Annotated in this window: 20 protein-coding genes; 11 read left to right on the forward strand and 9 right to left on the reverse strand. The window is 72.1% G+C overall.

Going from position 1 to position 21,664, the window contains the following annotated elements:
• Positions 1 to 520 precede the first annotated feature (520 nt).
• From AMY39116_RS0336590 to AMY39116_RS0336630, 9 genes are all read left to right on the forward strand, one after another.
• Positions 521 to 2,029, forward strand: a complete 1,509-nt coding sequence (locus AMY39116_RS0336590; protein ID WP_020422554.1) for a glycosyltransferase family 39 protein — start codon at positions 521 to 523, stop codon at positions 2,027 to 2,029.
• Positions 2,030 to 2,120: 91 nt separating this feature from the next.
• Positions 2,121 to 2,903, forward strand: a complete 783-nt coding sequence (locus AMY39116_RS0336595) for a polysaccharide deacetylase family protein (protein WP_020422555.1) — start codon at positions 2,121 to 2,123, stop codon at positions 2,901 to 2,903.
• A gap of 85 nt (positions 2,904 to 2,988) precedes the next feature.
• Positions 2,989 to 3,933 (forward strand): ABC transporter substrate-binding protein, encoded by a 945-nt coding sequence (locus AMY39116_RS0336600; protein ID WP_039791973.1) that lies wholly within the window; start codon positions 2,989 to 2,991, stop codon positions 3,931 to 3,933.
• Positions 3,920 to 4,831, forward strand: coding sequence for an amino acid ABC transporter permease (locus tag AMY39116_RS0336605; protein WP_020422557.1), 912 nt, complete (start codon positions 3,920 to 3,922; stop codon positions 4,829 to 4,831). The genes AMY39116_RS0336600 and AMY39116_RS0336605 overlap by 14 nt, the downstream gene beginning before the upstream one ends.
• A 1-nt stretch (position 4,832) precedes the next feature.
• The gene (locus AMY39116_RS0336610; protein WP_020422558.1) at positions 4,833 to 5,597 is read left to right on the forward strand and encodes an amino acid ABC transporter ATP-binding protein; all 765 of its coding nucleotides are present in this window, start codon (positions 4,833 to 4,835) and stop codon (positions 5,595 to 5,597) included.
• Positions 5,597 to 7,312 (forward strand): aminotransferase class V-fold PLP-dependent enzyme, encoded by a 1,716-nt coding sequence (locus AMY39116_RS0336615; RefSeq protein WP_020422559.1) that lies wholly within the window; start codon positions 5,597 to 5,599, stop codon positions 7,310 to 7,312. Before AMY39116_RS0336610 ends, AMY39116_RS0336615 begins: the two co-directional genes overlap by 1 nt.
• Positions 7,313 to 7,348: 36 nt before the next feature.
• Positions 7,349 to 8,026 carry a GAF and ANTAR domain-containing protein gene (locus AMY39116_RS0336620; RefSeq protein ID WP_039791978.1) on the forward strand — a complete coding sequence of 226 codons (678 nt, stop codon included), beginning with the start codon at positions 7,349 to 7,351 and terminating at the stop codon, positions 8,024 to 8,026.
• A 55-nt stretch (positions 8,027 to 8,081) separates the two neighbouring features.
• On the forward strand, positions 8,082 to 8,282 hold the full coding sequence (locus AMY39116_RS0336625) for a DUF3072 domain-containing protein (protein WP_020422561.1): 201 nt from the start codon (positions 8,082 to 8,084) through the stop codon (positions 8,280 to 8,282).
• A 242-nt stretch (positions 8,283 to 8,524) separates the two neighbouring features.
• On the forward strand, positions 8,525 to 10,354 hold the full coding sequence (locus AMY39116_RS0336630) for a LamG-like jellyroll fold domain-containing protein (RefSeq protein ID WP_027936546.1): 1,830 nt from the start codon (positions 8,525 to 8,527) through the stop codon (positions 10,352 to 10,354).
• Positions 10,355 to 10,388: 34 nt separating this feature from the next.
• Here the strand turns inward: AMY39116_RS0336630 and AMY39116_RS0336635 are convergent, their stop codons facing one another.
• Complete coding sequence (locus tag AMY39116_RS0336635; RefSeq protein WP_020422563.1) at positions 10,389 to 11,135, reverse strand: SDR family oxidoreductase; 747 nt, start codon at positions 11,133 to 11,135, stop codon at positions 10,389 to 10,391.
• A 106-nt stretch (positions 11,136 to 11,241) separates the two neighbouring features.
• Here AMY39116_RS0336635 and AMY39116_RS0336640 point away from each other — a divergent pair, with 106 nt between their 5' ends.
• Both AMY39116_RS0336640 and AMY39116_RS0336645 read left to right on the forward strand, forming a co-directional pair.
• A complete protein-coding gene (locus AMY39116_RS0336640; RefSeq protein WP_020422564.1) occupies positions 11,242 to 12,477 on the forward strand; it encodes a CdaR family transcriptional regulator in 1,236 nt (411 codons plus the stop codon).
• Positions 12,478 to 12,712: 235 nt separating this feature from the next.
• Positions 12,713 to 14,017, forward strand: coding sequence for a CdaR family transcriptional regulator (locus AMY39116_RS0336645; protein WP_020422565.1), 1,305 nt, complete (start codon positions 12,713 to 12,715; stop codon positions 14,015 to 14,017).
• A gap of 39 nt (positions 14,018 to 14,056) precedes the next feature.
• On the opposite strand, the gene AMY39116_RS0336650 is transcribed toward AMY39116_RS0336645, so the two are convergent.
• Genes AMY39116_RS0336650 through AMY39116_RS0336685 form a run of 8 tightly spaced genes read right to left on the reverse strand, consistent with a single transcriptional unit; the run spans position 14,057 to position 21,663 of the window.
• On the reverse strand, positions 14,057 to 14,599 hold the full coding sequence (locus AMY39116_RS0336650) for a hypothetical protein (RefSeq protein ID WP_157358813.1): 543 nt from the start codon (positions 14,597 to 14,599) through the stop codon (positions 14,057 to 14,059).
• A gap of 13 nt (positions 14,600 to 14,612) precedes the next feature.
• Positions 14,613 to 15,665, reverse strand: a complete 1,053-nt coding sequence (locus AMY39116_RS44185; RefSeq protein ID WP_020422567.1) for an MCE family protein — start codon at positions 15,663 to 15,665, stop codon at positions 14,613 to 14,615.
• A complete protein-coding gene (locus AMY39116_RS0336660) occupies positions 15,666 to 16,703 on the reverse strand; it encodes an MCE family protein (RefSeq protein WP_020422568.1) in 1,038 nt (345 codons plus the stop codon).
• Complete coding sequence (locus tag AMY39116_RS0336665) at positions 16,700 to 17,701, reverse strand: MCE family protein (protein WP_020422569.1); 1,002 nt, start codon at positions 17,699 to 17,701, stop codon at positions 16,700 to 16,702. Before AMY39116_RS0336665 ends, AMY39116_RS0336660 begins: the two co-directional genes overlap by 4 nt.
• Entirely contained in the window at positions 17,701 to 18,702 is a 1,002-nt protein-coding gene (locus tag AMY39116_RS0336670) for an MCE family protein (protein ID WP_020422570.1), read from the reverse strand. Before AMY39116_RS0336670 ends, AMY39116_RS0336665 begins: the two co-directional genes overlap by 1 nt.
• Positions 18,690 to 19,694 (reverse strand): MCE family protein, encoded by a 1,005-nt coding sequence (locus tag AMY39116_RS0336675; protein WP_020422571.1) that lies wholly within the window; start codon positions 19,692 to 19,694, stop codon positions 18,690 to 18,692. Before AMY39116_RS0336675 ends, AMY39116_RS0336670 begins: the two co-directional genes overlap by 13 nt.
• Positions 19,691 to 20,872, reverse strand: coding sequence for an MCE family protein (locus AMY39116_RS0336680; protein ID WP_020422572.1), 1,182 nt, complete (start codon positions 20,870 to 20,872; stop codon positions 19,691 to 19,693). The genes AMY39116_RS0336675 and AMY39116_RS0336680 overlap by 4 nt, the downstream gene beginning before the upstream one ends.
• Complete coding sequence (locus AMY39116_RS0336685; RefSeq protein WP_051123663.1) at positions 20,869 to 21,663, reverse strand: ABC transporter permease; 795 nt, start codon at positions 21,661 to 21,663, stop codon at positions 20,869 to 20,871. The genes AMY39116_RS0336680 and AMY39116_RS0336685 overlap by 4 nt, the downstream gene beginning before the upstream one ends.
• Position 21,664 lies beyond the last annotated feature (1 nt).

Below are 21,664 nucleotides of genomic sequence, written 5' to 3' on the forward strand. Positions count from 1 at the left end.
TGCCCGGAGGCTGGCGGCGGAGGGCATGGCCCGGCGGTTGAGTGTTGGGGCATGGCGGGGGGTGCGGCGGAGCGGCAGGTACGACCGTTTGGAGCCTTGCGCGGCCCCGGACGGGGGGCCACGGTGGGGGCTTGCGGGCGGGTGCCCGCCGGGGGCGGGAGTGCGGCATGACCGAGGCAGCGAGCGGGTTCGGCAGAGTGGTGGGAGCGCTCCCGGTACGGCGGGCTCTTCTAAGCGGAGGGTTGGACCTGCCGGGCGACTTGCCTGTGATGGGCGGAATTCTGGAGCGGCCACTGCCGATCGTCCCCTCCGGCGGCGACCCGCCGCGCACTCCTCCTGACTGGGGCGGCGCCGCGGCGCAGCCGCCCCGCACCCCCACACACCCGCTCGGCACCGACGCACAGCGGCGCCGCGGCGCGGCGCGGCCGGCCCGCAGCCACCCGGCGTCCACTCCCCTGGCACCTGCGGCCGGGGGCGGCACCGCCGCGCGCCCACCCCACGCACCCACGCGGGTCGCGCGATGACGGGCACCGCGGCGCGGGCCGCCGCTCCGGCCATCCATCCGCTTCCCCAGTTCGCCGCCGGGCCGGTCGGCGTCGTGCTCGCGCTGCAGGCTCTCGTGCTCAGTCTCTTGTCCGGGCGGTACGGGTTCCACCGCGACGAGCTGTACTTCCTCGCCGCGGGGAAGCGGCTCGACTGGGGATATGTCGACCAGCCGCCGATCACCCCGCTGCTCGCCAGGGCCGGCACCGCCATGTTCGGCGACAGTCCCGCCGGTGTCCGCGCGCTGGCTACCGTCGCCGCACTCGCCACAGTCCTCCTCGTCGCGCTCGTCGCCCGGGAACTAGGTGGCGGGCGCAGTGCCCAGACCCTCGCCGCGGGCGCGGCGGCGCTGTCCTCGTTCGTGCTCGTCGTGGGTCACATGCTCGGCACCGCGACCTTCGACCTGCTGGTGTGGGTGGCGATCGGGCTGCTGGCGCTACGACTGCTGCGCACCGACGACGGCCGGTGGTGGCTCGCGATCGGCGCGGTCGCCGGCGTGGGCCTGGCCAACAAGTGGCTGGTCCTGCTGCTCCTGTCCGCGCTCGGCCTCGCCGTGCTCGTCACCGGGCCGCGGCACGTCTTCCGCACCGCGTGGCTGCCCGCGGGCGTCCTCATCGCCACCGCGCTCGCCGCGCCCGTCGTGTGGTGGCAGGCCACCCACGGCTGGCCCCTGCTCACCGTCGCGGGCGGCATCAGCGAGGACGACGGCGCCGAGAACCGCATCCTGTTCGTCCCGCTCCAGCTGGTCTACCTGTCGCCGGTGCTGGTGCCGGTGTGGATCGCCGGCATGGTGCGGCTCTGGCGCGACCCGCGGCTCCGCTGGGCCCGCGCGCTCGTCGTGGCCTACTTCGTGGTGTGCGTGGAACTGCTCGTCCTCGGTGGCAAGCCGTACTACTCGATCCCGCTGCTGGTGCTGCTGATGGCCGCGGGCGCCGAACCCACCGTGCGCTGGCTCGCCCGCGGACGCCGCGCGGCCCGGCGGGCCCTCGCCGGCGCCCTCGTGGTGCTCGGGGCCGCGATGTCGCTCGTCGTGGCGCTGCCGGTGCTGCCGCCGGACGGGCTGAACCCGGTGCTGGCGATGAACAAGGAACAGGGCGAGCAGGTCGGCTGGCCGGAGTTCACCGCGACGGTCGCCGGGGTCTGGCGACAGCTCCCGGAGCCGCAGCGGGCCACGGCGGTGATCCTGACGCGCAACTACGGCCAGGCCGGCGCCATCGAGCGCTACGGCCCGGACCACGGGCTGCCGCGGCCCTACTCCGGCCACATGTCCTACGCCGACTGGGGCCCACCGCCGGACAGCCACACCGGGCCGGTCGTCCTGGTCGGCGCGACCACCATGGCGGGCGTCGACGACTGCCGCGTCGCCGCGGAACACGACAACGGGCTCGGCCTCGACAACGACGAACAGGGCACCGTCGTCACGGTCTGCGGCGTGCTGACCCGGCCGTGGTCGGAGCTGTGGCCGCAACTACGCCACTTCTACTGATCCGCCTTTTCGGACACGCCCGGAATTCCCCCGATCGAGGCACTTTTCACTCTATTGTGCGCGGGCGACGCCGCGATTCGTGGAGGTGCCCATGCGTTATCAGGTGCTGCGCCCGCCGTACTGCTACCGCTGGGCCGTCCTGATCTCCGTGGTGCTCGTGACGATCTCGCTGATCATTTCGCTGTCCTGGTCCGGCGCCGAAGGCACCCCCGCCGCACCCCGGCCCGAAACCGGGCAACCGGTCCGCGCCACCGCCACCCCACCACCCGCGCCCGGCGCCCCCGTCCGCACCACCGCCAGACCCGGCCGGTTCGTCGCGCTGACCTTCGACGACGGCCCCGATCCCGCCTACACACCGCAGATCCTCGACCTCCTCGCCCAGCACGGCGCGGTCGCCACCTTCTGCATGGTCGGCACCCAGGTGCGCCGCCACCCGGAACTGGTGGAACTGGTCGTGCGCCGCGGAATGCGCCTGTGCGATCACACCGTCAGCCACGACGAAGAACTCGCGAAACGCAACGAAGCGCGCATTTCCGCGGACATCACCGGAGCGCTCGCGGATCTGCGTCTCGCGGCCGACGGCGACGTTCCGGTTCCCTATTTCCGCGCACCCGGCGGCAACTGGTCGGAAACGATCACCGCGATCGCTTCCCGCGAAGGGATGACGTCATTGGGCTGGTCGGTCGATTCCCGGGATTGGACGCTCCCGGGGACGCCCGCGATCGTGGCGACGGTGCGGCAGGCCGTGCACCCCGGCGCGGTGATCCTGCTCCACGACGGCGGCGGACAGCGGCGGCAGACCGTCGCGGCCCTCGCCGAACTGCTTCCCTGGCTGGTCTCGCAGGGCTACCAGTTCGACTTCCCGGCCACCTGACCAACCGGATTTCAACTCACAGTTGACGTCTTCAACACGCAGTTGTAGCGTCCCTGCTCATCGTTCGATCGGGTGAGGAGATGCGATGTCTGCGAGGTCACGGGTGACGCGCTGGGGCGCGGTGGTCGTCGGCTGCCTGCTGCTCACGGCAGCCTGCGGTGGCGGTTCCGACGGCGCCGGGAGCGCCCCCGCCACCGGATCGGACGTGCCCGACACCGCGGTGATCCTGCAGGGCGTCACGAAGGACGCGCAGCTGGCGGCGGGCCTGCCGGCTCCGGTCACGCAGGCGGGCAAGCTCAACATCGGCTCGAACATGCAGTCCGCGCCGAACAACTTCTACTCCGCCGACGGCAAGACGCCGGTCGGGTTCGAGGTGGACATCGCCAAGGCCGTCGCGGCCAAGCTGGGCCTGACCGTCCAGCACACCGACATGCCGTTCGGCTCGCTGATCACCAGCCTGCAGTCCGGCAGGCTCGACCTGACCATGGCCGGAATGAACGACACGCAGGCCCGCCAGCAGCAGATCGACTTCGTGGACTACTTCACCTCCGGCATCACGATCATGGTCCGCAAGGGCAACCCGGACGGCATCACCGGCCCGGACTCGCTGTGCGGCAAGACCGTCGCGGTCGTGCAGGGCACCAGCCACCAGACCTTCGCCGCCGAGCAGAGCGCCAAGTGCGTCCAAGCAGGCAAGCCGGAGGTCACCACCACCGCCACCGACAGCGACTCGCAGAACCAGAACCAGCTGCGCACCGGCCGCGTCGCCGCCATCCTCAACGACCTGCCGACCGCCGCCTACGTCAGCAAGAACGCGGGCGGCGGCCAGTTCTTCGAAGTCGTGCCGGGCGAGCCGATCAACGGCGGGCCGTACGGCATCGGCGTCAACAAGGCCAACCCGCAGCTGCGCGACGCCGTCGCCGGCGCACTGACCGCGCTCGTCGACGACGGCACGTACGGCCGGATCCTCGACGCGTGGGGGGTCAAGCAGGGCGCGATCACGAAGGTGACCGTCAATGCCGGAAGCTGACCTGACCACCCGGGCGCCGCAGGCCGAACTGCCCATCGTGCGCCTGCGGCACTGGGGCCGCTGGATCTCGGCGGTGGTCATCGTCGCCCTGCTCGCCGGGCTCGGTGTGGTGCTGGCGCAGGCGCAGATCCAGTACGACACGGTGCCGGAGTTCCTGTGGTACCACGTGATGCTGGTGGGCCTCGTCAACACCGTCCTGCTCGCGGTGATCGCACAGGCGGTGGCGATCGTCATCGGCGTGGTGATCGCGTTGATGCGCCGGTCGGCCAACCCGGTCGCGCGCGTCGTCGCCGCGGTCTACATCTGGCTGTTCCGCGGGCTGCCGGTGCTGCTGCAGATCCTGATCTGGTTCAACCTGGCGCTGGTGTTCGAGTTCGTCTCGATCCCGCTGCCATTCGGCGGCGGCTACCTGGTGCACGAGCCGACGAACGTCATCGTCAGCGCGTTCGTCGCCGCGCTGCTCGGCCTCGCGCTCAACGAAAGCGCCTACATGGCCGAGATCGTGCGCGCCGGGCTGAACAGCGTCGACCGCGGGCAGACCGAGGCGGCGAAGTCGATCGGCATGACCCCGGCGATGACGCTGCGGCGGATCGTGCTGCCGCAGGCTATGCGGGTGATCATCCCGCCGACCGGCAATGACTTCATCAACATGCTCAAGGGCACCTCGATGGCGTCGGTGATCGGCGTGACCGAGCTGATCCACGCCGCCAACAACATCTCGTCCAACAACCTGCTGGTCATGGAGACGCTGCTGGCGGCCGCGATCTGGTACATGGTCGTGGTCACCGTCGCCAGCGTCGGCCAGCACTACCTGGAACGCGCGTTCGCGGGCGACCAGCGGGCCGCGCGGCCGTGGTCGCGCGTCGGCCGCGCCCTGACCACGCTGCGGAGGGCTTGACATGACCGAACCCCTGCTGCGCGCGGTCGGCGTGCGCAAGCACTTCGCGGGCACGGAGGTGCTGCGCGGGATCGACCTGTCCGTCCACAAGGGACAGGTGGTGTGCCTGCTCGGCCCGTCCGGCGCTGGCAAGAGCACGTTCCTGCGCTGCGTCAACCACCTGGAGACCATCGACGGTGGTCAGGTGTGGGTGGACGGCGAGCCCGTCGGGTTCCGGCTGCGCGGCGGGAAGCTGCACGAGCTGCGCGAGCGCGATGTCGCCCGGCAGCGGCGGGACATCGGCATGGTGTTCCAGCGGTTCAACCTGTTCGCGCACCGCACCGTGCTGCAGAACGTCACCGAGGGCCCGGTCCGCGTGCGTGGCGTGTCCCCCGCGGAGGCCCGCCGCACCGCGCTGGAGCTGCTGGACCGGGTCGGCCTCGCGCACCGCGCCGACGCCCACCCCGACCAGCTCTCCGGCGGCCAGCAGCAGCGGGTCGCGATCGCGCGGGCGCTGGCCATGAAACCGAAGCTGATGCTGTTCGACGAGCCGACCTCGGCGCTGGACCCGGAACTGGTCGGCGAGGTCCTGGAGGTGATGACCTCGCTCGCGGCCGAAGGGATGACAATGGTCGTCGTGACACACGAAATGGGGTTCGCGCGGGAGGTGGCCGACGAGGTCGTCTTCATGGCCGACGGCGCGGTCGTGGAGACCGGGCCGCCCGCGCAGGTCCTCGGCGCGCCGGAGCACGAGCGCACCCGTCAGTTCCTGGCGCGCATCCTCTGATGGCCAGGATCTCGCCAAGCTACCTGCTCCAGTTCGACGAGCCCGCCGGTTACCTGGACTTCGCCCGCTACGGCCCGCCCTCGCACGCCGTCGTGGACACCACCGCGCGACTGCTGGACTCCTCGGCCAAGGCCGGGCCGTCCACAGTGGACGACCTGATGCGGCAGGAGATCCGCGCGAAGGCGGCCGTGGCGCGGTTGTGCGGCACCGACACCGACCACGTCGTCCTGCTGCCCAACACCAGCCAGGGCCTGTTCCAGGCCGCGTTCAACGCCCCGGCGGGCGAGGTTCTGGTGTCGGCCGCGGAGTTCCCGGCCAACACCTACCCATGGGCGCGCGCCGAGGAGGTCGGGCGGATCACGCTGCGGCGAATGCGCTGCCGTCACGTGACCCCGGAGGTGGTCGCGAAGGAGCTGGGCCCGGACACGGCGGTGGTGTCGGTCAGCGCCGTCGACTTCCGCACCGGCTACCGCGCGGACCTCGCCGCGCTGCGGGAAACCGTGGGCGACCGGCTGCTCGTGGTCGACGGCATCCAGGGCTTCGGAGTGGTCGAGGCACCGTGGGACGCGGCGGACGTGCTGGTCGTCGGCGGACAGAAGTGGCTGCGCGCGGGCTGGGGCACCGGGTTCGCGGTGCTGTCGGACCGGGCGCTGGAGCGGATGCGGCCGGTGCTGTCGGGCTGGACCGGCGCGCACGACGCCGGCCTGTTCGACGACGAGATCCACCCGCCCGCGGAGTTCGCGGCGTCGTGGTCGGTGAGCAACCTGAGCCCGGTGACGTCGGGCGCGTTCGCCGCGGCGCTGGAACTGGTCGAGGAGGCCGGGGTCGCGGCGATCGAGTCGCGCATCGGCGAGCGGGTGGGCGAGCTGGAGGAGATGCTGCGCTCGCTCGGCGCGGAGATCGTGTCGGCGACCGACCGGCGCGCCGGGATCCTCGCGTTCAGCCTGCCCGGGCACCCGGCGGAGCGGGTCGGGGCGGTGCTGGCCGCGGAGGGCATCGCGGCGACCGTGCGCACCGAGCACGTGCGGCTGTCCCCGCACGCGTCCACACCGGTGTCGGCCGTCGAAGCCGTCCGCACCGCGCTGGAGCACCTGTCCCGCCCGCTGCGTGCCAGCCGGGTGCCGTCCGCGGCCGCCACCGATTCGGTGCTGTCCGCACTGGTCCCGGCGGTGAGCGGGCTGGCCGCGATGCTCGGTCCCGGCAACGAGGTCGTGCTGCACGACCTGTCCAAGCTGCCCGACTCGATCGTCGCCATCGCGGGCGGGATCACCGGCCGCGAACCCGGCGGACCGATGACGGACCTGCTGCTCGGGCTGGTCCGCCGCGGCACCACGCACGACCTGACCAACTACGAGACCCACGGCCCGGACGGCAGGCCGATCCGCTCATCGACGATCTTCCTGCGCGATCCGGACGGCGTGGCGATCGGCTGCCTGTGCGTGAACAGCGAGGTCACGCAGGGGCCGGCGAGCGAGGTGCGGTCGGAGAGCTTCCCGCCCGACGTGGACAGCCTGCAGCGGTTCCTGGTCGACCGGGCGGTCGCCCAGGCCGGAATCCCGGTGGGGCTGATGAAGAAGAAGCACAAGGCCGCGGTGGTGCGGGAGCTGGACGAGGCCGGGTTCTTCCTGATCAAGGACGCGGTGGACTTCCTCGCCGGTGAGCTGGAGGTCACCCGCTACACCATCTACAACTACCTGAACGAAATCCGCGGTTGAGTGGACGGCCGGGCGACCGGCGGGGACGCTGGGGGGATGACCACGCAGGATCTCGCCGGCGTCTTCGCCGCGGTCGCCCGGCGGCTGGAGCCGGAACCGGACCTGGACCGCACCGTGTCCAGGCTGGTCGAAGCCGCGATCGCGACGGTTCCGGGCGCGGAGGACGCGGGCATCTCGCTGCTCGAGCGGGACCAGGTGCGCTCGATCGGGCCGACCAGCGAGCGGGTGGCCAAGCTCGACCAGGCCCAGCACGAGCTGTGCCAGGGGCCGTGCACGGACGCCGCGTTCGAGGGCGACCTGTACCGCAGCGGCGACCTCAAACGCGACGACCGGTGGCCCGCGTTCACCGTGGCGGCCACCGAGCTGGGCGTGGTCTCGATGCTGGCGGTGCGGCTCTACACCGAGCGGACGGTGCTCGGGGCGCTGAACATGTACTCCGGGCAGCCGGAAGCGTTCGACGCCGCGTCGGAGACGGTGGCGGAGGTGTTCGCCGCGCACGCGGCCGTCGCCCTCTCCAGGGCGCGCAAGCAGGCCCAGCTCGTGACCGCGCTGGACACGCGGGACACCATCGGCATGGCGAAGGGCATCCTGATGGAGCGCCACCACGTCGACGGGGAGCGGGCGTTCGGCATGCTCGTCGAGGCCTCCCAGCACGCGAACGTCAAGCTGCGGGACGTGGCGGCGTGGCTGATCCAGGAGGCGTCGGGGGCATAAGCCGGGCCCGCCCGGGGTAAGCCGGTTTCGAACACACCGGCGAACGGAGGCAGGGGTGACCGGACCGCAGAACCCGGAGAAGGACCCGCAGGAGTGGACCACGGGCGAGGAGCAGATGACCGGCCCGCAGCGCTCGTACCTGCAGACACTGGCCCGCGAGGCCGGTGAGGAGCTGCCGGAGGACCTGACCAAGGCCGAGGCGTCGCAGCTCATCGACCGGCTGCAGGAGAAGACCGGCCGCGGCACGGACAACTGAGCGGGAACAGTCGAGCGGGGCTCGGGGGCAGGTGCCGCGGAGGCTTCTCGGCAGGTGCCCGCGCATAGGGGCTCACCGGCGTGAGCGTGGGACTCGCGGGCAGGTGGCGCGAGCCTTCCGGGCAATTGCCCGCTCGGGCGCGGGAAGGTTCACCGCGCGGGTGGGGATCGTTCCACGAGGGGACATCGGGACGTCAGACGTGATCACCAGGCTGGGCGCGACTTTTCAGCCCAGGAGGCGGTATGTCCGACAGATCCCCATCCCCCGGTCTCGCTCGCCGGACCCTGCTGCAGGCCGCGGTGGGCACCCCCGTCGCGGCGGCGGCCGTGCTCGGCGCGCAGCCCGCTCAGGCCGCGGAGGCCGCGGGCGGCCCGGCCGACGCCGAGAGCCCGCGGTTCACCCTCGCGGTCGTGCCCGACACCCAGTACCTCTTCGACGAGGGCGGCTCGGACCCCGAGCCGGTCCGCGCGACCTTCCGCCACGTCATCGACCGGCGCCGGGAGGACGGCATCGTCTTCCTCGCGCACCTCGGCGACGTGACCGAGCACGGCACGACGACCGAGATGCGCCTCGCCGACGACGTCTTCCGCACGATCGACGGCCGCATGCCCTACAGCGTCCTCGGCGGCAACCACGACGTCTCCGGCGACGACCAGCGCGGCGACACGCCCTACCTGCGGACGTTCGGCCCGCGCCGCTTCACCCGCTCCGCCACCTACCGGGGTTCCTCGCCCGACGGGTACAACAGCTTCCACATCTTCCGCGCCGCCGGCCGGCAGTGGCTGCTGCTCGCGCTGGACTGGCGCGTCTCGGACGCGGGCATCGCCTGGACGAAGAGCGTTCTCGACGCGAACCGGGGCCTGCCGACGATCCTCACCACCCACGACCTCGTCTACCCCACCGACGGCGGCGGCGCGCACCTGTCCGACCACGGGCAGCGGCTGTGGGACCAGGTCATCCGCCGCTACGACCAGATCTTCCTGGCGATGGGCGGGCACTACTGGCCCACCGGCCGCACGACGCTGACCAACGACCACGGCAACCCCGTGGACCTGCACATCACCAACTACCAGGACCGCTACTACGGCGGCGCGGGCATGCTGCGGTACTACGCCTTCGACCTGGCCCGCGGCGTGATCGACGTCAGCACCTTCTCCCCCTGGCTGCAGGCGCGGCGCGACCCGACCGCACTCGAAGCCGAGACCCACGAGCTGACCGGCGACACCGACCGGTTCACCGTCGAGGTCGACTTCGACCGCCGGTTCCCGCCCGCGCCGTTGCCCGCCCGGCCCGCCGCGAAGGTCGTCATCCCCGGCACGGTCGCGTACTGGCGCTTCGACCGCGAAGGGCTCACCGGCGCGGACGGCAGCCCGGTCGCGGCCGGCGCGGTGGCGCGGGACCTGTCCGGCAACGGCAACGACCTCACCGTCACCCGCCTGCACGACGGGCCCGCCGACGTGCTCACCTTCTCCGCCGACCACCACCGCGCCGCGCCAGGCCACGGGAGCCTGCGCTTCGACGGCGGGCAGAACCCGGACCGCGGCGCGGTGCTGCGGACCAGCGCGAGCGCGCCGCTGGCCCGCGCGCGGTTCGAGAACGGCTACACCATCGAGACGTTCATCAAGCTGCCCGACCCGTTCGTCGGCGACCACGCGTTCATGGGCATCCTGAGCTGGGAGGGCCGCAGCGGCGACGCGGGCAAGACCAGCGGGTGGTCGCAGGACGAGCCGACCTGCAGCCTCAACCTGTCCGGAGAGCGCTTTCTGCAGTTCGTGGTGTACCCGGTCGACCGGGACGCCGACCCGACGTCGTGGAGCCACGCGCTGCCGGTGGGCCGGTGGACGCACGTCGCGGTGGTCAACGACGGGCGCCGCACGGTGACCTACGTCGACGGCTCCCGCATCGCGCGCAACGCCGCCGAGGACTCCAAGGGCATCACCACGCTGGGCAAGCCGTTCGCGATCGGCGGGACGCAGTTCGCCGAGAAGTACGGCCAGGGCTACTACGGCTGGCTGGGTGACACGCGCATCGTGTCGCGCGCGCTGCGGCCGGACCAGTTCCTGACGCGCTGAGAAACGGCCGGGATCCGCTCCGGGTCCCGGCCACTCAGGACAGCTTCGCGACCCAGCCCAGCGGCAGGTGCCGCATGGCGAAGCGCAGCGGGGCCCACGGCCAGGCCGGCGTGTACGCCTCGGCCCGTTCCCGCTCGATCGCCTTCACCATGGACGCCACGCCGGGCTTGGTGTCGACCAGCAGCGGCGTCTTGCGCACCCGCGCGTTCATCTCGGACCGGATGTAGCCGGGGAAGATCGTGGTGACCCGGATACCGGTGCCGAGCGTGTCGGCGCGGATGCCCTCGGCCAGCGCGGCCACCCCGGCCTTGCTCGCCGCGTAGGTGGTGAGGTTGCGTGGCAACCCGCGCATCGCGCTCATCGACGAGATCACCACCAGGTGCCCGGACCCCTGCTCGCGGAAGATCTCCATCGCGGCCTCGCACTGGGCGAGCGCGGCGACGAAGTTCACCTCCGCGGTCTGCCGGTTCGCGGCGAAGTACCCGGTGCCCAGCGGCTGCCCCTTGCCGAGCCCGGCGTTGACCACGATCCGGTCCAGCCCGCCGAGTTCGTCGCGCAGTTCGCGGAACACCCGGAACACCGCGTCGTGGTCGGTGACGTCCAGACCGCGAACCGCTACTGTGACACCGGGATGCGCCGACGTCACTTCCCCGCGCAGGGCTTCGAGCCGCTCGACCCGCCGGGCGCACAGGGCGAGATCCCGGCCGAGCGCCCCGAACTGCCGCGCCATCTCCTCGCCGAGGCCGGCGCTGGCGCCGGTGATCAGAATCCGCTTTCGCACGGGGGAAAACCTATCCGCCGCCGGACTTCGTCGCAGCGTGACAAATATCGTGCCGCGCGGACCGAATGACGTTCGGCTCCTTCCGCTTGCCGTGATCGGCCGTAACATGAACGACTGCCCGACGTCACGAAGGGGGTCGTTCGTCCTGGTAGAGAACCGGAACGCGGAGCTGCTCGCCTCCGGGCCGCGCTGGGTCGCCGTCGAACTGCGCCCGCACGCCGGGCGGATCGCGGCCGCGATCATGCAGGAGGTCCGGCGGTCGGTGCCGGCCTACGCGCGTCCGCTCACCGGGACGTTCGGCCGGGCGTTCACCGAGGGCGTCGAGCAGGCGGTCCGGCACGTCATCGAGAGCATCGGCAACCCGGCGATCAAGCACCACGACTGGATCGAGCTGTTCCGCGAGCAGGGCAGGCGGGAGTTCGCCGACGGCCGCAGTCTCGACGCCCTGCAGGCCGCGGCCCGCATCGGCGCGCGTGTGGCGTGGCAGTACGTCGCGCCGGTGCTGCGCAAGGCGGGCGCGTCGCCGCAGGTGCTGGCGCACGCGGCGGAGATCATCTTCGCCTACGTGGAGGACCTGTCGGCCATCGCGCTGGACGGGTTCCACGAGGCGCAGTCCAGTTCCGGCGGCACCATCGAGCGGCGGCGGCGGCAGTTGCTGGAGCTGATCCTGTCCGGCCGCCCGGCTGGGCCGGAAACGCTGGCGAACATGTCGAAGGGCGCGGGCTGGGCGCTGCCGGACAAGGCCGCGATCGTCGCGCTGGAACGCGCCGAGGGCACCGCCGACTTCCCCGTCGAGCTGCTGGACGACGAGGTGCTGGTGGACCTGGAGAGCACGCAGCCGTGCCTGCTGACGACCCGGCCGAAGCGGCACCTGTTCCCGCTGACCGGGCGTTGGAACGGCTGGCGCGCGGCGGTTTCGCCAACGGTCCCGCTCGCCGACGCGCCTGCCGCGCACCGCACCGCCCGGCGCGCGCTCGCGCTGCTGCCCGCGTGCTCGGCCGACGATCCGATCACCTGGTGCGTCGACCGGCTGTCCGCGTTGTGGTTGCTCGGCGAGGACTTCCTCGCCGCCGAGGTGGCGCGGCAGGCGTTGCGGCCGCTGGACGAACTGGGCGGCAAGCAACGCGACCGTCTCGGCGAGACACTGCTCGCGTGGCTGGAAACCCGTGGCGGCGCACCGGAAATCGCCAAGCGGCTGCAGGTGCACCCGCAGACCGTGCGGGCGCGGCTGCACCAGTTGCGGGAGCTGTTCGGCGACCGGCTGGACGACAGCGAGGACCGGTTCAGCATGCACCTGGCGTTGCGCGCGCAACGGCTCGCCGCGCGGGGTGAGCCGTCGTGAGCGTGCGGATTTGTCACGTGGGTGAGGAAAACCGGAAGGCGGGCACTCACCGGGGCGAGGTGCGCTGGTCCGATCGCGCGGTCCGGTTGCTCCGCTCACGCAAGAGATCCTTGCCAAGCACCGGGCGTGGTGCGATGTTGTTCCTCCCGACAAGTGAAATCGAGGTTACCCGGACGACCGAATCGATCGGCTGCGAGGGCAGCGCCGCCAATTTTCGTTGCGATCAGAGGTAATCATGACGACCGATGCCGGTTACCGGCACGGGAACACCGTGCGGAAGAACGCCTCCCGAAGACCGCCCCGCGCGCCGGGACTCCCCCCGCGCCAGCGCCAGAACGCGCCGGACGTCACCGCCGGCATCGGGCGCGCCAGCAGGCTGTGGGCCTCGCTGCCCCGTGAGCTGGCGAAGGCGTTCCGGCCGCACGCCGACGCCATGACGGCCGAGATCCTGCGGGAGATCCAGCTCGCGGTGCCCGAGTACGCGCGGCCGCTGGAAGGCCCGTTCGGGCGCACCATCGTGCGCAGCATCCAGCAGGCGGTCCGGCACTGCATGGACAACCTGGGCAACCCGGCCGCGCCGCAGGAGGCGTGGATCGGCGTGTTCCGGCACCTGGGCAAGGTCGAGTTCAGCGAGGGCCGGACGCTGGACCAGCTGCAGACCGCCTACCGCGTCGGCGGGCGGGTGGCGTGGCGGTATGTCGCGTCGGTGAGCCAGTCGCTGGGCCTGTCGACGGATTTCCTGTGCGTGGGGGCGGAGGCGATCTTCGCCTACGTCGACGAGATCTCGGCGCTGTCGCTGCAGGGGTACGCGGCCGCGCAGAAGCGGGCCGCGGGCACCCGGGCGCGGCAGCGGCGGCAGTTGCTGGAGCTGATCCTGGCCGACCCGCCCGCGTCGCCGACGGCGATCGCCCGCCTGGCCGCTACGGCCGGGTGGCGGCTGCCGGAACGGGTGGTGGCGGTGGCCCTGGAACCCCGCGCCGACCAGCACCACCGCGAGCCGCCGTCGCTGGACAGCGAGGTGCTCATGGACCTGGAGGGGCCGCAGCCGTGCCTGCTGGCCGACCCGCAGCTGGTCACGGCCGGGTCGCTGGAGCCGGCGCTGGCCGGGTGGCGCGCGGTGATCGGGCCCGAGGTGAAGCTGGGCGACGCGGCGATGTCGCTGCGCTGGGCGCGCCGCACGGTGGACCTGGCGCGCCGCGGCGTGATCGACGCGCCGCCGCTCGCGCGCGCGACCGACCACCTGGCGACGTTGTGGCTGCTGTCGGACGAGTTCCTGGTGAAGGAGCTGATCCGGCGGTGCCTCGCGCCGCTGGCCGGGCTGACCGACAAGCAGCGGACCCGGCTGGGCCAGACGCTGCTCGCCTGGCTGCAGTCCAGCGGAACCGCGCCGGACATGGCGGACCGGCTGGGTGTGCACCCGCAGACCGTGCGGTACCGGATGCGGCAGCTGGAGGAGTTGTTCGGGGAGCGACTCAACGATCCGGAGAGCCGGTCGGACCTGGAGATCGCCCTGCGGGCCGCCCAGTTGCTGGACAAGTAGCCCGGGTGCCCGTCGCGGCGGACACCCGGGGCCGCCGGGTCACGCGCCTTCGAGTGCCTGGCAGGTCGGCGCCTTCTGGAAGGCCTTGGCCAGTTCCGGGTTGTCGGTGAGGTCCTTGGTCGGGCCTTCGGTGGTGTTGCCCAGTTTGGCGAAGGCGTCGCTGGCGCCGCGGACCGCTTGCTCGAACGTCGCCTGGTCGCTGACCGGGGCGGACGCCAGCGCCGCGCGGGCCTCGTCGACCGAGGCCTTCGTCGTGTTCAGGGTTTCCATCGCGCGCTGCACGGTGGCCTGGCCGTCGGTCACCGGGGGCGGGCCCTCGCGGGTGATGCCGTCGCCCAGGTCGGTCAGCGCCTGCGACAGCGACGCCAGGTAGGTGACCAGGCCCTCCCGCGCCTTGGTCACGTCGGAGGCGTCCACGCCGGGCAGCTGCGACAGCTTGGTGCCGCCGTCGCGGACGACCGCGCACACGTGGTCGGACCAGGTGATCGCGGCGGCGTTCTCCTCCGGCGCGGCCTTGTCCTGCCCGCAGCCGGCGAGCACCGCCAGACCGGCCAGCGCGCCGGCGACCAACACAGCTCTCACCAGAACCATCTCCTCAGCGTCGGCACCCGGCCGCCGTGTTCAGCGGCGCGGGTGTGGTGTCGAGGCCGTTGCGGTACCGGGTGCCTTCGTACCCGGCGGTGCACGGCAGCGGATCGAAGAACGTCGTGGCCAGGCCGAAGCCCGCGGAGTCGCCCGCGATGACCGTGCTGCCCGCCTCGATCGCCGTCGGCGCGGCCACCAGCAGCTGCTCGACCCCGTCGCGGTGGGCGAGCAGCACCTGGGAGGTCGTGAGCAGGTTCGTCAACAGGGTGGTCAGGTTCGGGCCGGTCTCCCGCAGCAACCCGCTGATCTGCCCGGCGGCGGGCGGCGCGGTGGACAGGATCGTCGACAGGTCCGCGTCGGAGTCGCGCAGCATCGCGGCGATGCGCTTGGCGTCCGCGCCGAACGCGGTGATCGCGCCGGAGTTCTCGATCTGCGTGGTCAGCACGGTGTCGGCGTCGGTGATGAGCTGGATCGTCTGCGGCAGGTGCTCCGCGGCGGACTGCGTGAACGCGGACGTCGCGTCGAGCAGCGCCTGCAGGCTCGGGCCGGTGTCCAGCGTCGCGTCGTACAGCTCGTCCACCACCGACCGCAGCGCGTCCCGCGGCACCGACGCGACCAGCCGGTCCAGGTTCAGCACCAGCTGCTCGTTCGGCAAGGGCAACCGCGTGCGGGACAACGCGATCACCGAGCCCTCGGCCAGCACCGGGCCGCCGGAGCTGCGTGGCCGCAGGTCGACGTACTGCTCCCCCACCGCCGACCGGTTCGTCACCACCGCCTCGACGTCCGCGGGCACCGGCGGGGCGCCGTCGTCGATCCGCAGGTCGGCCTCCAGCCCGGAGTCGGTGAGCCGCAGCTCGCCGACGCGGCCGATCGGCACGCCGTTGTAGGTGACCTCGGCGTTGGTGAAGATGCCGCCGGAGTCGGCCAGCTCGACGCGCACCACGTACCCGCCGCCGCCGAAGAGCCGGTCCAGCCCGGCGTAGCGGGCGCCGACGTAGGTGATCCCGGCCAGCGCGATCAACGCGAACACGATGACCTGCACACGCACCTTGCGGGTCAGCATCTAGGAACCACCACCCAGCGGGAGCGGCGCGGACTGCGGGCTCGTGCCCGAAGTCTGGTTGCCTGAGGTTTGGGCGTCGAAGTCCAGGAACAGGTTGAGGTAGTCGCCCTTGATCGCGTCGAGCGCGGCGTCCGGGAACGGGAACGTCAGCAGCATCTCCATCGCCTCCGGCAGCTGCTGCCCTGCCACGGTCAGCTGCCGCAGCGTCGGCTCCAGCGCCCGCAGGTCCGCGATCAGGTCGTCCTTGCTGCGGTTCACGGTGTCGACCGCGACGCCGGACAGGTGGTCCAGCGAGGTGAGCATGGTGACCAGCTGCTCGCGCTGCCGGGCCAGCACGTCGATGCCGGGCGTGAGGTCGTCCAGCACCCCGGTGATCTGGTCCTTGCGGGCGGACAGCGACGCGGACAGCCGCTCGATCCCGTTCAGCGCCCTGGTGATCTCGCCGCGGTGCTGGTCCAGCCCGGCGACGAAGGTGTTCACCTCGGTCAGCAGGTCGCGGATCTCCGCCTCGTTGCCGCCCAGCGCGGCGTTCAGCTCGCGGCTGATCTGCTGCACCTGGCCGACGCCGCCGCCGTTGAGCAGCATCGACAGTGCGCCGAGCACCTCCTCGACCTGCGGGTTGCGGTTGGTGCGCTCGACCGGGATGCGGGCGCCATCGGCGAGGGCGCCCTGCGGTTCGCCGGCCGCGGGCGGCCCCAGCTCGACGAACTTCTCGCCGAGCAGGCTGCTCTGCCGCAGCCACGCCTCCGCGTTCGCCGGCAGCCGCACCGAGCCGTTCACCACGAGCGTGACCTGCGCGGTGCGGCCGTCGGCGGACAGGTCGATCCGCTCGACCCGGCCGACCGGCACGTCGTCGACCTGGACCGCGGACTGGGGCACCAGGTCGAGCACGTCCCGGAAGCCGACGACGACCCGGTACGGGTGATCACCGAGGTCCGCTCCGCCGGGCAGCGGCGTGTCGTAGAGGCCGCCGAACGAGCAGCCGGTCAGCAGCGCCAGCGCGGCCAGCAGGGCCGCGGCCAGTGGGGTGCGCTTCATCGGCCGCCTCCGAGCGGCAGGACCGGGCCCATGCTGAACTCGTTGAGGTCGGCCCGGCTGTAGATCGTCGAGTTCGCCGGGTCGTAGGCGGCGAGCAGCCGGTTCAACGCGTCCGGCGCCGTGGTCAGCGCTTCGGACAGCGACGCACGCTGGTTCGCCAGCACCTGGGCCGTGCCCATCAGCTTGTCCACGTTGGACTTGATCCGGCCGCGGTTGTCCCGCACGAACTGCAGGATCTGCCCGAGCGCGCCGGCCAGCTCGTCCAGCGACGCGCCGAAGACGTCGCGTTCCGAGGCGAGGAACGCCGACACCCGCGCGAGCAGGTCGGCCAGCCTGCCCACCTGGTCGTCGTTGTCGGCGAGCATCGTGGTGAACCGCTGCAGGTTGTCGACGGTGGCGAACAGGTCGTCCCGCGAACCGCTCAGGGTGGTGGCGGCCTGGCCGAGCTGCCGGATCATCTCGCCGAGCTGCGCGCCGTTGCCGGTGAGGTCCTCCGCCGCGCTGCTGAGCAGGGCCGACAGCGCGCCGTCGCCGTTGGCGCCCTGCGGGCCGAGCGCGGTGGTCAGGCGGTCCAGGCTCGCGAACAGCTGGTCCAGCTCGACCGGCACGGCGGTGCGTGCCACCGGGATCACCGTGCCGTCGGCGATCTCCGGGCCGCCGCGGTAGACCGGCGCGAGCTGCACGTACCGGTCGCTGACCAGGCTCGGCGTCACGACCAGGGCGGCCGCGTCGGCGGGCACCCGGATGCCGCGGTCCACCGTGAACCCGACCTTCACCTGCTGCCCCTGCGGCTCGACGGTGTCGACCGTGCCGACCGGCACGCCGAGGATCCGCACCTCCGAGCCGGGGTAGATGCCGACGGCCGCGGTGAAGTACGCGGTGAGGTGCTTGCCGCGCCCGCTGTCGCGCACGACGATCACGATCGCGGTGGCCAGCGTCGCGATGATCACGACGAGCGCGCCCCAGCGCAGCCACCTGCCCAGGCGGGACACCGCCATCAGCCGCCTCCTCCCGGTTTCGGTGGCATGCACGGACCGCCGTCCGCGGGGAGGATCAGCCCGCAGAGGTAGGTGTCGATCCAGTTGCCGTTGCCGATCGCGTCGCCGAGCAGCCGGTAGAACGGGCCGGACAGGCTCAGGCTGCGGTCGAGCGTGTTCTGGTTGCGCTGCAGCACGTCCGTCACGCGGTCGAGCTGTTCCAGCGCGGGTTGCAGCTGCGCGTTGTTCTCGTCGATCAGCCCGCGCACCTGCTGCGAGAGGTCGCGGGTGCCGTGCAGCAGCTGGTCGAGCGCGGACCGGCGCTGGTCGAACTCGGTCAGCAGCACGTTCCCGTCGGTGATCAGGCGGGCGAGCTGGTCGGTGCGCTCGGCGACCGTGCCGCTCAGCTCCGCGGTGCCGCTGAGCAACTGCTTCAGCTGGGTGTCGCGCGAGGAAATCGTCTGCGACAACGCGGCCAGACCGTCCAAAGCGGACCGGACGTCCTGCGGGGTGGCGGCGTCGAAGGTCTGCGCGAGGGTGCGGAAGCTCGCCGCCAGCTGGTCGGTGTCCAGTTCGCCGGTGGTGCGGGCGAGGTCGGCGAAGGCGTCGTTGACGTCGTACGGCGTGACCGCGCGGTTGCGCGGGATCGGCTGGTCCGGGTCCTGTTCGCGCTCGCCGCGCGGGTCGAGCGCGAGGTTCTTGGCCCCCAGCAAGGTTTTGATCCGCACCGACACGGTGCTCTCGTCGCCGACCCACGTGTCGGTGACCCGGAAGGTGACCTTGACGTGGTCGCCGTCCAGCGCGACGCCGGTGACCTCGCCGACCTTCGCGCCCGCGACGCGCACCTCGTCCCCGCTCTTGAGGCCGGCGGCCTCGGTGAACTCCGCGGTGTAGGTGGTGCCGCCCAGCGCGGGCAGCCGGTCCCAGAACAGGGTGAGCCCGCCCAGCACGAGCATCAGGGCCAGCCCGGCGATGCCGAGGCGGAAGGAGTTGCGTGACCGGAACGACTTCACCGGCGGCACCTCGCCTCGGTCACGGGCACCCCGACCGGGCCGCCGCCGGGCGCCGGGGCGGCGTCGGAGTGCACCGAGCACAGGTAGAAGTTCAGCCACGAGCCGTAGGAGGCGATGCGGCCGATCGACTCGTACTTGACGGGCAGGTTGTTCAGGAACCTCTCGAACTCCGGTGTGTTGTCGCCCAAGGTCCTCGCCAGCTCCTCCAGCGCGTCGATGTCGCCCCGCAGCGGGTCCCGCGCGTCCCGCACGAGCCCGGCGGTGGCGGTGGTGAGGTCGCCGATGCCGTCGATCGCCTCGCCGATCGGCCCGGAGTTCGCGGCGAGCCCGGACACCAGCTGCTGGGTGGCGTCGAGCAGCTGCGCGAGCTGGCCGTCGCGGGCGTTGACGCGGTCGAGGACCTCGTTGAGGTTCGTGATCACCTGGCCGATCACCTGGTCCTGGTCGGCGAGCGAGGACGTCAGCGATGCGGTGTGCCGCAAGAGGTCCGCGACCGTGCCGCCCTCGCCCTGCAGCACCTGCACGATCTCGCCGGCGAGCTGGTTGACGTCCTGCGGGGACAACGCCTGGAACAACGGCTTGAACCCGTTGAACACCGCGGTCAGGTCCAGCGCGGGCCGGGTGCGTTCGAGCGGGATCAACCCGCCCGGGTCCAGCCGTCCGGTGCCCGCGCCCTGGTCGAGCGTGATGTAGCGCTGGCCGATGAGATTGCGGTACTTCACGGCCGCGGTGACCGTCGAGCTGAGCGCGCGGTCCTTGTCGACCTCGAAGGACACCTCGGCGATGCGGCGGTCGACGATCTCGATACCGGTGACCTGCCCGATGCGCACGCCGGACATCCGGACGTCGTCGCCGGAGTTGAGCGAGGTGACGTCGCTGAACCAGGCGCGATAAGTGACGGTGTCGCCGTCGCCGCGGTTGGCGATCGTGACGGCCAGCAGCCCGGTCGCGAGCACCGTGACGACCGCGAAGACCAGGCCCTTGATCAGCGGTCGGATCATTTCAGCGTCACCTCCGCGCCACGCAGCAGCGGGTTCACCAGCAGTCCGCTCCAGCCGGGGATCTCGGACGGCCGCTCCCCCAGCACGGGGGCGAGCAGTTCGGCCAGGAACCGCTGCGCCGCCGGGGTGTCCGCCCCCGGCGCGGCCGACCCGGCCGTGGGACACCGCGGTCCGCCCGCCGCGGGCGGCGGGGCGCCGCCCGGTTTCGGCGGCCGCACCGTGAGGTCCACGTGCAGGCCGGGTTCGGCCGTGCCCACCCCCAGGGCCCGCTCGACGACCGGTTTCAACCGGGCGGCCGCGTCGGCCACGCACGGGATCTCCGGGCTGTATTCGGCGAGCAGGTCGAGCACCGGCCTGCTGTCCGCGGACAGGTCGACCAGTGTGTCGTCGTTGGCGTCGAGGAAGCCGTGCGCGTCGTCGCCGGCCGCGGTCACGGTGGTGAACAACGCGGCGAGGTCCTGCTGCTGCCGGGTCAGGGTGGTCGCGGTGGTGCGCAGGTCGGCCATCGCGTCCACCAGGTCCGGCGCGGCGGTGGAGTAGGTGTTCACCGTGTCGGCGAGCTTGGTGATCGCGGTGCGCAGCTCCGGCACCTCCGGGTTGAGCCGGCCCAGGTAGTCGCCGAGCGACACCAGGGTCGTGCCCAGCTCGGGGCCGCGGCCCTCCAACGCCTGCGACACCGCGCCGAGGGTGCTCGCGAGCTTCTGCGGCTGCACGGCCTGCAGCACCGGCAGCAGGTCGCGCAGCGCCTGCTCGACCTCGACCGCCTGGCTGCTGCGGTCCTCCTGGATCACCGCACCGGCCGACAAGGCGCGCGGCGCGGGCGCGGGCGGGATCACCAGGCTGACGTACCGCTGGCCGAACAACGTCTTCGGCAGCAACCGGGCGGACACGTTCGCCGGGATGTCCCCGATCCGGTCCGGGTCCATCGCCAGCTCCACGTCGACCCAGCCGGGTTTGACGTCGATCGAGCGCACCGACCCGACGAGCACCCCGCGGACCTTGACGTCGGCGTTCTCCTTCAGCTGGGTGCCCGCCCGCTCGGCGCGCAACACCACCGGGACCGCGGAGCTGAACGCCTTGCCGTAGACGGCGACCGCGAACCAGCCCATGGCGCCGAGCAGCGCGATGAACACCAGGCCGAGCGCGCCGAACACCAGGCGCCTGCGCTGCTCGCTCATCCCGCCACCCGCACGGTCGTGGTGGCGCCCCAGATCGCCAGGCTGAGGAAGAAGTCGAGCACGCTGACCACGACGATCGAGGTGCGCACCGACCGTCCCACCGCGACGCCGACCCCGGCCGGGCCGCCGCCGGCGCGGTAGCCGTAGAAGCAGTGGGTGAGGATGATCGCGACGCTGAACACCATCACCTTCGCGAACGACCAGAGCACGTCCTCGGGCGGCAGGAACAGGCTGAAGTAGTGGTCGTAGGTGCCACCCGACTGGCCGTAGACGGTGACGGTGATCGTGCGGGCCGCCAGGTAGGAGGTCAGCAGACCGATCACGTACAGCGGGATGATCGCGATGAACCCGGCGATGATCCGGGTCGTCACCAGGTAGGGCATGCTGCGCACGGCCATCACCTCGAGCGCGTCGATCTCCTCGGAGATGCGCATCGCGCCGAGCTGGGCGGTGAACCCGGAGCCGACGGTGGAGGACAACGCGAGCGCGGCGACCAGCGGGGCGATCTCGCGGGTGTTGAAGTAGGCCGAGAGGAACCCGGCGAACGCCGACGTGCCCAGCTGGTCGAGCGCGGAGAAACCCTGCAGGCCGACGACGGTGCCGGTGAACACGCACATGCCGACCATCACGCCGATGGTGCCGCCGATGACGGCGAGCGCGCCGCTGCCGAACGCGACCTCGGCGAGCAGGCGGACCACCTCGCGGCCGTAGCGGGTGAGGGTGCGCGGCGTCCAGGCGAGTGCGCGCAGGTAGAACGCGAGCTGGTCGCCGAGGCGCACCAGGCCGTTCATC

Origin of the sequence: Amycolatopsis sp. ATCC 39116 (genome assembly GCF_000231075.2) — a bacterium.
GTDB lineage: Bacteria > Actinomycetota > Actinomycetes > Mycobacteriales > Pseudonocardiaceae > Amycolatopsis_E > Amycolatopsis_E tucumanensis.